The organism is Scandinavium sp., from assembly GCF_032012665.1.
GTDB lineage: Bacteria > Pseudomonadota > Gammaproteobacteria > Enterobacterales > Enterobacteriaceae > Scandinavium.
In genome coordinates, this window is record NZ_DALZVG010000019.1 from 1 (window position 1) to 12,272 (window position 12,272).

The window sequence follows — 12,272 nt, forward strand, 5'->3', positions numbered from 1 at the left end:
GGTCGTCCGGAGGTAGAGAAAGTATGAAACCGATGCATTTTGCGATGGCGCTGCTCTCGGCCGCCATGTTCTTCGTGCTGGCGGGCGTCTTTATGGGCGTTCAGCTGGAGCTGAGCGGCACAAAGTTGGTGGTCGATACCGCCGCCGATATCCGCTGGCAGTGGATTTTTATTGGCACCGCCGTGGTCTTCTTCTTCCAGCTGCTGCGCCCGATTTTCCAGAAGAGCCTGAAAAGCGTTTCCGGGCCGAAGTTTGTCCTGCCGGCGATTGACGGTTCCACCGTTAAGCAGAAGCTGTTCCTGATTGCGCTGCTGGTGATTGCCGTAGCCTGGCCGTTTATGGTATCCCGCGGGACGGTAGACATCGCCACCCTGACGATGATCTACATCATTCTTGGCCTCGGTCTGAACGTCGTTGTCGGTCTGTCTGGCCTGCTGGTGCTCGGCTACGGTGGTTTCTACGCCATCGGTGCGTACACCTTTGCGCTGCTGAACCACTATTACGGGCTGGGCTTCTGGACCTGTCTGCCGCTGGCGGGCCTGGTATCGGCTGCGGCAGGTTTCCTGCTTGGCTTCCCGGTGCTGCGTCTGCGCGGTGACTATCTGGCGATCGTGACCCTCGGTTTCGGTGAAATCGTGCGTATTTTGCTGCTGAACAACACCGAAGTGACCGGTGGCCCGAACGGCATCAGCCAGATTCCGAAACCGACGCTGTTTGGCCTCGAGTTCAGCCGTACCGCGCGTGAAGGCGGTTGGGATACCTTCAGCAATTTCTTCCACGTAAAGTATGACCCGAACGACCGCGTGATTTTCCTCTACCTGGTGGCGCTGCTGCTGGTGGTGCTGACGCTGTTCGTGATCAATCGCCTGCTGCGCATGCCGTTGGGCCGCGCCTGGGAAGCACTGCGTGAAGATGAAATTGCCTGCCGCTCGCTGGGTTTAAGTCCGACGCGCATCAAGCTGACGGCGTTCACCATCAGCGCCGCGTTTGCCGGATTTGCGGGAACGCTGTTCGCCGCCCGCCAGGGCTTCGTCAGCCCCGAGTCGTTCACTTTTGCCGAATCGGCGTTTGTGCTGGCGATTGTGGTGCTTGGCGGGATGGGCTCGCAGTTCGCGGTGATTCTGGCAGCCGTTTTGCTGGTGGTGTCGCGCGAGCTGATGCGTGATTTCAATGAATACAGCATGTTAATGCTGGGTGGTTTGATGGTTCTGATGATGATCTGGCGTCCACAAGGCTTGCTGCCGATGACCCGCCCACAGCTGAAACTGAAAAACGGGCAGACCAAAGGAGAGCAGGCATGAGTCAGCCATTATTATCCGTTAACGGTTTGATGATGCGTTTTGGCGGCCTGCTGGCGGTCAATAACGTCAACCTCGACCTGCACCCGCAGGAAATCGTCTCACTGATTGGCCCGAACGGCGCGGGCAAAACGACGGTGTTTAACTGCCTCACCGGTTTTTATAAGCCGACGGGCGGCAGCATCATGCTGCGCGATAAGCATCTGGAAGGCCTGCCGGGCCAGCAGATTGCGCAAATGGGCGTGGTGCGTACCTTCCAGCACGTGCGCCTGTTCCGCGAAATGACGGTAATTGAGAACCTGCTGGTGGCGCAGCATCAGCAGCTGAAAACCGGCGTGTTCTCCGGTCTGCTGAAAACCCCGGCGTTTCGTCGTGCGCAGAGCGAAGCACTGGACAGGGCCGCCACCTGGCTTGAGCGTATTGGTCTGCTCACGCACGCCAACCGTCAGGCGAGCAACCTGGCCTACGGCGACCAGCGTCGTCTGGAAATTGCGCGCTGCATGGTGACGCAGCCGGAAATTCTGATGCTGGATGAACCGGCGGCGGGGCTGAACCCGAAGGAAACCAAAGAGCTGGATGAGCTGATTGCCGAGCTGCGCAGCCATCACAACACCACCATTCTGCTGATTGAACACGACATGAAGCTGGTGATGGGCATTTCCGATCGCATTTACGTGGTGAATCAGGGCACGCCGCTGGCGAACGGCACGCCGGAAGAGATCCGCAATAACCCTGACGTAATACGTGCTTATCTGGGCGAGGCTTAAAATGGAAAAAGTGATGTTGTCTTTTGACAAAGTCAGCGCCCACTACGGCAAAATTCAGGCGCTGCATGAAGTCAGCCTGCATATCAATCAGGGCGAGATCGTTACCCTGATTGGTGCCAACGGCGCAGGCAAAACGACGCTGCTCGGCACCCTTTGCGGCGATCCGCGCGCCACCAGCGGTCGCGTGACCTTTGATGGCAAAGATATTACCGACTGGCAGACCGCAAAAATCATGCGTGAAGCCGTGGCGATCGTGCCGGAAGGGCGTCGTGTGTTTTCGCGCATGACCGTGGAAGAGAACCTGGCGATGGGGGGCTTCTTCGCCGACCGCGGCCAGTATCAGGACCGTATCAAGTGGGTCTACGAACTGTTCCCACGCCTGTGGGAGCGCCGTATTCAGCGTGCGGGCACGATGTCCGGCGGCGAGCAGCAGATGCTGGCGATTGGTCGTGCGCTGATGAGCCAGCCGCGTCTGCTGCTGCTGGACGAGCCGTCGCTGGGCCTTGCGCCAATCATCATTCAGCAGATTTTTGACACCATCGAACAGCTGCGTAAAGAAGGGATGACTATCTTCCTCGTTGAGCAGAACGCCAACCAGGCGCTGAAGCTTGCCGATCGCGGCTACGTGCTGGAGAACGGCCACGTGGTGCTATCCGATACCGGCGATGCGCTGCTGGCGAACGAAGCAGTACGGAGTGCCTATTTAGGCGGGTAATAAAAGCAAAACGGCAACCTCGGTTGCCGTTTTTAATGTTTGCACCCTCTCCCTGTGGGAGAGGGGTGGGGTGAGGGCATCAGGCCACTCCGTCTTTCTTTCCCCTATCCCCAAAGGGGCGAGGGAACAGATCGAGCAGGCCGGGTAAGGCGAAGCCCGCCACCTGGCTTTTTGTACATCAACCCCCTTCACACAACCATCATCCCCCTGACGCCTTGCTGTCACTTAGCTGTAAACAAACAGTTATTTTTCTGTCATTCGCGCATGTCATGTTACCTCGCGACCATAAAACGCGTGATTTCGCACATCCGGCACAACAAGAGAGATAACCGAATGACATCGTTACGACACACCGCTTTAGCCGTCACGCTGGGACTGGCGTTTGCCTCTCAGGCGATGGCTGTCACCACCGTTCCGTTCTGGCATTCCATGGAGGGAGAACTGGGGAAAGAAGTTGATTCTCTGGCGCAGCGTTTCAACGACGCGCACCCTGATTACAAAATTGTGCCGGTCTACAAAGGCAACTATGAGCAGAGCCTGGCGGCGGGTATCGCTGCGTTCCGCACCGGCAACGCCCCCGCTATTTTACAGGTTTACGAAGTTGGCACGGCGACCATGATGGCGTCGAAAGCCATCAAGCCCGTCTACGAAGTCTTTACCGATGCGGGCATCAAGTTTGACGAGTCGCAGTTCGTGCCGACCGTCTCCGGTTACTACACCGATTCTAAGACCGGACACCTGCTGAGCCAGCCATTTAACAGCTCCACGCCGGTGCTCTACTACAACAAAGACGCCTTCAAAAAGGCCGGTTTAGATCCAGAGCAGCCGCCGAAAACCTGGCAGGATCTGGCGGCGTACACCGCGAAGCTGAAAGCAGCCGGAATGAAGTGCGGCTACGCCAGCGGCTGGCAGGGTTGGATCCAGCTGGAAAACTTCAGCGCCTGGAATGGCCTGCCGATCGCCACCCAAAACAACGGCTTCGATGGCACCGATGCGGTGCTGGAATTCAACAAGCCGGAACAGGTAAAGCATATCGCCATGCTGGAAGCACTGAACAAGAAGGGCGATTTCAGCTACTTCGGGCGTAAAGATGAATCCACCGAGAAGTTCTATAACGGCGACTGCGCCATAACGACCGCTTCTTCCGGCTCGCTGGCAGATATTCGTCAATACGCCAAATTCAACTATGGCGTGGGCATGATGCCTTACGACGCTGATGCCAAAGGCGCACCGCAGAACGCCATTATCGGCGGAGCGAGCCTGTGGGTGATGCAGGGCAAGGACAAAGAGACCTATAAGGGCGTGGCGGAGTTCCTCGATTTCCTGACCAGGCCGGAAATTGCGGCCGAATGGCACCAGAAAACCGGCTATCTGCCAATCACCAAAGCGGCGTATGACCTGACCCGTCAGCAGGGCTTCTATGACAAGAATCCGGGCGCGGATATCGCCACTCGTCAAATGCTGAACAAGCCGCCGTTGCCGTTCACCAAAGGCCTGCGTCTGGGCAATATGCCGCAGATTCGCACCATCGTGGATGAAGAGCTGGAAAGCGTTTGGACCGGCAAGAAAACGCCACAGCAGGCGCTGGATTCTGCGGTAGAACGCGGTAACCAGCTGCTGCGTCGTTTTGAGCAGTCGACGAAGTCTTAATTGAGTTTCACCCTCTCCCTAACCCTCTCCCGGAGGGAGAGGGAATCTGTTCGGTGCTTTCTTTTTCCCTATGGGGGAGAAGACTCGTTCGGAGCCGTCTTTCTCCCTCTCCCTTTGGGAGAGGGCCGGGGAGAGGGGAACATGGCACATCTATTTTGAGCAAACCTATGTCCTCATCCCGTCCGGTGTTCCGTTCGCGCTGGCTGCCGTATTTGCTGGTTGCGCCACAGCTGGTCATCACCGTTATCTTCTTTATCTGGCCTGCGGGTGAAGCGCTGTGGTACTCGCTGCAAAGCGTCGATCCGTTTGGGCTTTCCAGCCAGTTTGTCGGCCTGGACAACTTTATCGCCCTGTTCCACGACGGCTATTACCTCGATGCTTTCTGGACCACCATCAGGTTCAGCGGCCTGGTGACGGTGAGCGGCCTGCTGGTGTCGCTGTTCTTCGCGGCGCTTGTGGATTACGTGATACGCGGCAGCCGTATTTACCAGACGCTGATGCTGCTGCCTTATGCCGTGGCGCCTGCCATCGCCGCCGTACTGTGGATTTTCCTCTTTAACCCAGGGCGCGGCCTGATTACCCACTGGCTGGAGCTGATGGGCTACAGCTGGAACCACGCGCAGAACAGCGGCCAGGCGATGTTCCTGGTGGTATTCGCCTCGGTATGGAAGCAGATCAGCTACAACTTCCTGTTCTTCTTCGCTGCGCTGCAGTCCATTCCCCGTTCTCTGGTGGAGGCCGCCGCCATTGACGGTGCGGGCCCGGTTCGGCGCTTCTTCTCTATCGCCCTGCCGCTGATTGCCCCGGTGAGCTTCTTCCTGCTGGTGGTCAATCTGGTGTACGCCTTCTTCGATACCTTCCCGGTGATCGACGCGGCCACCGCGGGCGGCCCGGTGCAGGCCACCACCACGCTCATCTACAAAATTTACCGCGAAGGTTTTGCCGGGCTGGATCTGTCGGCCTCCGCCGCACAGTCGGTGGTGCTGATGGGGCTGGTGATTGTGCTGACGGTGGTTCAGTTCCGCTATGTGGAAAGTAAGGTGCGCTATCAATGATTGAACATCGTCGCGGGCTGACCTGGTTCAGCCACATTATGTTGATTCTGGGGATCGCGGTGATCCTCTTCCCGCTGTACGTCGCGTTTGTGGCGGCAACGCTGGATGACAAAGCTGTTTTCGCCACGCCGATGACGCTGCTGCCCGGTTCGCACCTGCTGGAGAACATGAAAACCATCTGGCTGCAGGGCGTGGGGGCCAACAGCGCGCCGTTCTGGCTGATGCTGCTCAACAGCTTCATCATGGCGCTCACCATCACGGTGGGCAAAATCGCGGTGTCGATGCTGTCGGCATTCGCCATCGTCTGGTTCCGCTTCCCGCTGCGTAACCTGTTCTTCTGGATGATTTTTATCACCCTGATGCTTCCGGTTGAGGTGCGTATTTTCCCGACGGTGGAGGTGATCGCCAGCCTCAAGCTTCTCGACAGCTACACCGGACTGACGCTGCCGCTGATGGCGTCGGCCACCGCCACCTTCCTGTTCCGCCAGTTCTTTATGACGCTGCCGGATGAACTGATGGAAGCTGCGCGCATTGACGGCGCTTCGCCGATGCGCTTTTTCCGTGACATCGTGCTGCCGCTGTCGAAAACCAACCTTGCGGCGCTGTTCGTGATCACCTTTATCTACGGCTGGAATCAGTACCTGTGGCCGCTGCTTATCGTCACCGACGTCAATCTCGGCACGGCGGTGGCGGGCATCAAAGGCATGATCGCCACCGGCGAAGGCACCACGGCGTGGAACCAGGTGATGGCGGCGATGCTGCTGACGCTGATCCCGCCCGTTATTATCGTTTTAGCCATGCAGCGCGCGTTTGTCCGCGGCCTGGTCGACAGTGAGAAATAAGATGGCAGGACTGAAATTACAGGCAGTAACCAAGAGCTGGGACAACGGTAAAACCCAGGTGATTCAGCCGCTGACGCTGGACGTTTCTGACGGTGAGTTTATCGTGATGGTCGGGCCTTCCGGCTGCGGAAAATCGACGCTGCTGCGTATGGTTGCCGGGCTGGAGCGCGTCTCCGGCGGCGATATCTGGATCGACCGCCAGCGCGTGACCGAGCTTGAACCGAAGGCGCGCGGCATTGCGATGGTGTTCCAGAACTACGCCCTTTATCCGCACATGACTGTGGAAGAGAACATGGCGTGGGGCCTGAAAATTCGCGGCATGGGCAAAGGGCATATCGCCGAGCGGGTGAAAGAAGCGGCGCGCATTCTGGAGCTGGACGCGCTACTCAAACGCCGTCCGCGCGAGCTCTCCGGCGGCCAGCGCCAGCGTGTAGCGATGGGCCGCGCGATTGTGCGCGACCCGGCGGTGTTCCTGTTCGATGAACCGCTTTCCAACCTTGATGCCAAGCTGCGCGTGCAGATGCGTCTTGAGCTGCAACAGCTTCATCGCCGCCTGAACACCACATCGCTGTACGTGACCCACGATCAGGTAGAAGCGATGACGCTGGCGCAGCGCGTGATGGTGATGAACAAAGGCATCGCCGAGCAAATCGGTACACCGGTTGAAGTGTATGAGAAGCCCGCGACGCGCTTTGTGGCGAGCTTTATCGGCAGCCCGGCGATGAACCTGCTGGATGGACGAGTGAGCGTTTCCGGCACCCATTTCGAGCTGGACAGCGGCATGGCGCTCCCCCTGAACTGGCAGTATCGCGGGTATGCCGGGCGCAAAATGACGCTGGGTATCCGTCCGGAGCATATTGCGCTAAGCTCGCAGGCCGAAGGTGGCGTACCGCTGGTGATGGATACGCTGGAAATTTTAGGTGCAGATAACCTCGCGCATGGGCGCTTTGGTGAGCAAAAAATGGTGGTGCGCCTGCCGCATCAGCAGCGCCCGCAGGCAGGTACTACGCTGTGGCTGCATCTTGCGGAAAATCATCTGCACTTGTTTGATGGCGAAACAGGACAACGTGTATGAGCAACTGGCCTTATCCTCGCATTGCCGCCCACCGGGGCGGCGGTAAGCGGGCTCCGGAAAATACCCTGGCAGCGATCGACGTGGGCGCGCGTTACGGCCACACGATGATTGAATTTGATGCCAAGCTGTCGAAAGACGGAGAGATTTTCCTGTTGCACGACGATAACCTGGAGCGGACCAGCAATGGCTGGGGAGTGGCAGGCGATCTGACGTGGCAAGAGCTGCTGCACGTTGATGCGGGAAGCTGGTTCAGCAGCAAGTTCAAAGGCGAGCCGTTGCCGCTGCTGTCGCAGGTGGCGGAACGCTGTCGCGAGTACGGCATGATGGCGAATATTGAAATCAAGCCGACTACGGGTACCGGCGTGCTGACGGGCAAAGTGGTTGCGCTGGCGGCGCGTGAACTGTGGGCGGGTATGACGCCGCCATTGCTGTCGTCATTTGAAATCGATGCGCTGGAAGCGGCGCAGGCTGCCGTACCAGCGCTGCCGCGGGGGCTGCTGCTCGACGAATGGCGCGATGACTGGCAGGCGTTAACCACGCGGCTGGGCTGCGTCTCGATTCACCTGAATCACAGGCTACTGGATGAGGCGCGGGTGAAAACGTTGAAGGCGGCGGGGCTGCATATTCTGGTATATACCGTTAACCGACCCCAGCGAGCGGCGGAGCTACTGCGCTGGGGCGTGGACTGCATCTGCACGGATGCGATTGACGTTATCGGGCCTGATTTCGATTTCAGGCAACGGCTAGCGTGACAGCGGCTGTGGATTCGACGGCGTGCTTAACAGGTCCCCGTTCTGCGTCTGCGGCAGCATGTGCTCCTGCGAACTGCCGAGCGTTTTGTCGCTGTTGCCACCGCTCAGCATTCCGCCGCCGTTGTTCGGCAGGACCTGCTGGCCCGGCTGTGCATTTACCACACGCTGCTGATTGTTGTTCATCTGCGTTTGCAGATGCTGCTGCTGAAGCTGAGTCTGGTTCTGCAACTGCTGGTTGAGCATCCCTTTTTGCTGAATTTGCTGAGACTGCATCTGCGTCTGCATCCGCTGCTGGCTGGGGATGACATATCCGGGCTGATTCGGGTTATTAGTGGTATTAAATGGCTGTGCTAAAACGGCAAACGGCGCGAGTGCCGCCAGAAAGAGTATCGTTTTCATCTTTTCCTCCTGCCCTTTCGGGGCTCTCTTAAGTTTACCTCTGTTTCGCCATTGCAATGATTTTTTAGGAATTCTGAACCAGGCTTAAGCGGGAGCAAAACCCTTCACCTGGAGAAGAACAATGACAGAAACTCATTTTTGGCGCAGAGCAGCCATCGCAGCTCTGCTGGCAGGAAGCACGTTCAGCGCGGCGGCTACTCCGCCGCCGGTCTCGGCACCTCCCGCATCATCCTCCCCGACATCCACGCAATCCACCCCGGCACCGGCCGTTTCCTACGGCGTTGAAGAGGATGTTTTCCATCCGGTACGTGCTCAGAAGGGGATGGTGGCGTCGGTGGATGCGATGGCGACAAAGGTCGGCGTCGATATTCTGAAAGAGGGCGGTAACGCGGTGGATGCGGCGGTGGCCGTGGGCTACGCGCTGGCCGTGACGCACCCGCAGGCCGGGAATCTTGGGGGCGGCGGCTTTATGATGCTGCGTACCAAAGACGGTAAAACCACGGCGATCGATTTCCGTGAAATGGCGCCTGCGCAGGCCACGCGCGATATGTTCCTCGACGATCAGGGCAACCCGGACAGCAAAAAATCGCTGACCTCTCATCTTGCTTCCGGAACGCCGGGCACCGTTGCGGGCTTCTCGCTGGCGCTGAAAGAGTACGGCACGATGCCGCTTAACAAGGTTGTGCGCCCGGCGATTAAACTCGCGAAAGAGGGCTTTACCGTTAACGATGCGCTGGCCGACGATCTGAAAACCTACGGCAGCGAAGTCATCCCGAATCACGAAAACAGTAAAGCCATCTTCTGGAAGGATGGCGAGCCGCTGAAAAAAGGCGACCGGCTGGTGCAGGCCAATCTGGCAAAAAGCCTTGAGCTGATTGCTGAAAATGGTCCGGATGCGTTTTATAAAGGCACGATTGCCGATCAGATTGCCGATGAGATGAAGAAGCACGGCGGACTGATGACCAAAGAGGATCTGGCGAATTACAAAGCCGTGGAGCGTGAGCCTATTAGCGGTGATTACCGTGGTTACCAGGTTTACTCCATGCCGCCGCCCTCCTCCGGTGGGATCCATATCGTGCAGATCCTCAATATTCTGGAAAACTTCGATATGCAGAAGTACGGCTTCGGCAGCGCCGATGCAATGCAAATCATGGCCGAAGCGGAGAAGCACGCCTACGCTGACCGTTCGGAATACCTCGGCGATCCGGATTTTGTGAAGGTACCGTGGCAGGCGCTGACCAGCAAAGCCTATGCGAAGTCCATCGCGCAGGAGATTGACGTCAACAAGGCGAAACCGTCGAGTCAGATCCGTCCGGGCAAGCTGGCCCCGTATGAAAGTAATCAGACCACGCATTTCTCGGTGGTGGATAAAGACGGTAACGCGGTGGCGGTGACGTACACGCTCAATACGACCTTCGGCACCGGCATTGTGGCGGGTAACACCGGCATTCTGATGAATAACGAGATGGACGACTTCTCGGCGAAGCCCGGTGTGCCGAACGTCTACGGGCTGGTGGGCGGCGATGCCAACGCCGTCGGGCCGAAGAAGCGCCCGCTGTCGTCAATGTCACCGACGATTGTGGTGAAGGACGGCAAAACCTGGCTGGTCACCGGCAGCCCGGGCGGTAGCCGCATTATCACCACCGTATTGCAAATGGTGGTGAATACTATTGATTTCGGTATGAACGTCGCCGAAGCCACCAACGCGCCGCGCTTCCATCATCAATGGCTGCCGGACGAGCTGTGGGTGGAAAAGGGCTTTAGCCCGGATACGCTGAAGCTGCTCGAGGAGAAAGGGCAGAAAGTGGCGGTGAAAGAGGCGATGGGCAGTACCCAGAGCATAATGGTTGGCCCGGACGGCGCGCTGTATGGCGCATCGGATCCGCGTACCGTGGATGACCTGACGGCAGGGTATTAATTCCCCCGCAATTCACGAGCCCGCCCGACAGGGCGGGCAGCTGTCAGGCGGTAACGTTAATGTTCCGACCGATTGCAGGGTTTGCGGGGAGCTGAGGAATTGACTGTATTATTGCCGTTGCTGCTTCCGACTGAGCATCAAGTGATTTTTTCATCACCAGAGTGCCGACTTCGCTGCGGAATTGCATCTGATCCATGGCCGTTGACATTGATTCGATTTGAGAAATATCCATCGTTGATTTCCTTTACGGGGAATATGAATAGTCTGGTGCGCGGAATGCCACCAGTGATCTTACTATCGGTTCCGTTAGGGTTTTCATAAGAAATTGTATGCCCGATAAGCGAAGCGCCACCGGGCAATTTCTTAAACTGACTTCATCCGTGCCATATAGTAAGCATCCACGTACTCGCCGTTACGCAGCGCATAATTTTTGCCGGTACCTTCCACCTCGAACCCGAACTTCCGGTATAAGCCCATCGCACCAGGATTATCGACAAAGACCGTTAATTCAATGCGTTCGACGCGCAGCCAGTTGTCGCACAGGTCCACCATCTCGCGCATCAGCGCGCTGCCGACGCCGCGATTCTGGAATTCAGAGGCGATGCTTATCCCAAAAGTCGCTACGTGACTGCGGCGCGGATTTTCCATCACATCCAGCACCAGATGGCCGACCACCCGATCGCCAATGCAGGCGACCAGCTGTCTCCTGTTCGGTTTGCGCATGACGCGTTCGTGCCACATGTCCAAGGACGGATGAGGAATTTGTAGCGTGGAGTGATAGACATCATGATGAGTATGCATCTGCTGCAAAGCTTCGGCATCGGCGGCTTCAACGTGGCGAATCACTGTCTCACTCATTCCTCATCTCCTTTGGGGTTAGCTATCCCTTTAACCCTCTCTGAATCACAAATTTTCGTCAACTGCTGTTTTTTGCAAAAATCAGTAGACAAGTGCGAATGATAATGATTATTATTGTCATGCGTTCAGGGAGACCCCTTACGGAGAACCTGAAAGCACGACATTGCTCACATTGCTTCCAGTATTATTTTATAGCCAGCCGGGTGCTGGCTTTTTTTTTAATGGCTGGCTTCCAGCAAATCTTCTTCGGCAGCCTTCACGGACTCACTCTCTTTATCCGTAATAATATCAATGACATTGCTTGCTGAGCTGGTGGTGGCAGGCCGAACTTCAGACTGGCCGGTAAATTGACCACCGCGTTTGATGGACAGGTTGTGATAGAGAATGGCGCCGGTGATTTTCCCGTTCTCGTGAATATCAATGGAGTCGGCATCACATTGCCCAATCACGCGGCCATCAATAACGGCTTCTTTGGCGATAATATTTCCTTCCACGTAGCCGTTGCGCATGACCTTGATGAGTCCGGTTTTCGATTCGATATTGCCGAGGACTTTGCCGTGAATATAGATCATCCCCGTCGCGCTAATGTTTCCATCAAAACAGACATCGCTGGCAATGACCGTATTTCCCTGGGTACTTTCCACGCTTTCAGGCGGTTTGGCCTGCACTGGCGCGGCTTCCGGTAGCGTGACCTTTTCTGTCATTGTTGTTTTTTTGTCTTTTCCAAACATAGTTTTAAGCTCCTTCCTTAAGAAATAACTCACGAACATTAAAAGGGACAACAGGGCCGTCAGCAATGCCGAACGACCCATATTGCTTATCCATAAACCAAGAGACATTAGCCAAAAAAATAATGCGGAGTTGAGTAATAGATTGGGTGAATGCATTCTGATTTTCCGCTTTCCTTAGCAGGACATATTCTGTCCGGATGGTAACACAGTGT

Annotated in this window: 13 protein-coding genes; 9 read left to right on the top strand and 4 right to left on the bottom strand. The window is 56.9% G+C overall.

The features are described 5' to 3' along the window. The first annotated feature begins 23 nt into the window (after positions 1–23). From livM to ugpQ, 8 genes are all read left to right on the top strand, one after another. Positions 24–1,301 carry a branched chain amino acid ABC transporter permease LivM gene (gene livM / locus RTU33_RS14995; protein WP_312628394.1) on the top strand — a complete coding sequence of 426 codons (1,278 nt, stop codon included), beginning with the start codon at positions 24–26 and terminating at the stop codon, positions 1,299–1,301. Next, the gene (livG, locus tag RTU33_RS15000) at positions 1,298–2,065 is read left to right on the top strand and encodes a high-affinity branched-chain amino acid ABC transporter ATP-binding protein LivG (RefSeq protein WP_312628395.1); all 768 of its coding nucleotides are present in this window, start codon (positions 1,298–1,300) and stop codon (positions 2,063–2,065) included. The genes livM and livG overlap by 4 nt, the downstream gene beginning before the upstream one ends. Before the next feature lies 1 nt (position 2,066). After that, positions 2,067–2,780: a high-affinity branched-chain amino acid ABC transporter ATP-binding protein LivF gene (gene livF / locus RTU33_RS15005; protein ID WP_312628396.1), complete on the top strand. Its 714-nt coding sequence runs from the start codon at positions 2,067–2,069 to the stop codon at positions 2,778–2,780. Between the two features lie 333 nt (positions 2,781–3,113). Then, on the top strand, positions 3,114–4,430 hold the full coding sequence (ugpB, locus tag RTU33_RS15010; protein ID WP_312628397.1) for a sn-glycerol-3-phosphate ABC transporter substrate-binding protein UgpB: 1,317 nt from the start codon (positions 3,114–3,116) through the stop codon (positions 4,428–4,430). 167 nt (positions 4,431–4,597) lie between these two features. Then, positions 4,598–5,485 carry a sn-glycerol-3-phosphate ABC transporter permease UgpA gene (gene ugpA, locus RTU33_RS15015; RefSeq protein WP_312628398.1) on the top strand — a complete coding sequence of 296 codons (888 nt, stop codon included), beginning with the start codon at positions 4,598–4,600 and terminating at the stop codon, positions 5,483–5,485. After that, complete coding sequence (gene ugpE, locus RTU33_RS15020) at positions 5,482–6,327, top strand: sn-glycerol-3-phosphate ABC transporter permease UgpE (protein ID WP_312628399.1); 846 nt, start codon at positions 5,482–5,484, stop codon at positions 6,325–6,327. Before ugpA ends, ugpE begins: the two co-directional genes overlap by 4 nt. A 1-nt stretch (position 6,328) precedes the next feature. Next, a complete protein-coding gene (locus tag RTU33_RS15025) occupies positions 6,329–7,402 on the top strand; it encodes a sn-glycerol-3-phosphate import ATP-binding protein UgpC (RefSeq protein ID WP_312628400.1) in 1,074 nt (357 codons plus the stop codon). Beyond that, the gene (ugpQ, locus tag RTU33_RS15030; protein ID WP_312628401.1) at positions 7,399–8,154 is read left to right on the top strand and encodes a glycerophosphodiester phosphodiesterase; all 756 of its coding nucleotides are present in this window, start codon (positions 7,399–7,401) and stop codon (positions 8,152–8,154) included. Before RTU33_RS15025 ends, ugpQ begins: the two co-directional genes overlap by 4 nt. Here ugpQ and RTU33_RS15035 read toward each other — a convergent pair. Next, positions 8,146–8,553: a DUF2756 family protein gene (locus RTU33_RS15035; protein ID WP_312628403.1), complete on the bottom strand. Its 408-nt coding sequence runs from the start codon at positions 8,551–8,553 to the stop codon at positions 8,146–8,148. The two genes, ugpQ and RTU33_RS15035, sit on opposite strands and share 9 nt — an antisense overlap. A 121-nt stretch (positions 8,554–8,674) precedes the next feature. Between RTU33_RS15035 and ggt the strand changes: the two genes are divergently transcribed. After that, entirely contained in the window at positions 8,675–10,471 is a 1,797-nt protein-coding gene (gene ggt, locus RTU33_RS15040; RefSeq protein ID WP_312628405.1) for a gamma-glutamyltransferase, read from the top strand. 43 nt (positions 10,472–10,514) lie between these two features. On the opposite strand, the gene RTU33_RS15045 is transcribed toward ggt, so the two are convergent. From RTU33_RS15045 to RTU33_RS15055, 3 genes are all read right to left on the bottom strand, one after another. Then, positions 10,515–10,703: a YjfB family protein gene (locus RTU33_RS15045; RefSeq protein ID WP_312628407.1), complete on the bottom strand. Its 189-nt coding sequence runs from the start codon at positions 10,701–10,703 to the stop codon at positions 10,515–10,517. Positions 10,704–10,834: 131 nt separating this feature from the next. Beyond that, positions 10,835–11,329 carry an N-acetyltransferase gene (gene yhhY / locus RTU33_RS15050; RefSeq protein WP_312628409.1) on the bottom strand — a complete coding sequence of 165 codons (495 nt, stop codon included), beginning with the start codon at positions 11,327–11,329 and terminating at the stop codon, positions 10,835–10,837. Between the two features lie 218 nt (positions 11,330–11,547). After that, positions 11,548–12,060 (bottom strand): polymer-forming cytoskeletal protein, encoded by a 513-nt coding sequence (locus RTU33_RS15055; protein ID WP_312628411.1) that lies wholly within the window; start codon positions 12,058–12,060, stop codon positions 11,548–11,550. Positions 12,061–12,272 lie beyond the last annotated feature (212 nt).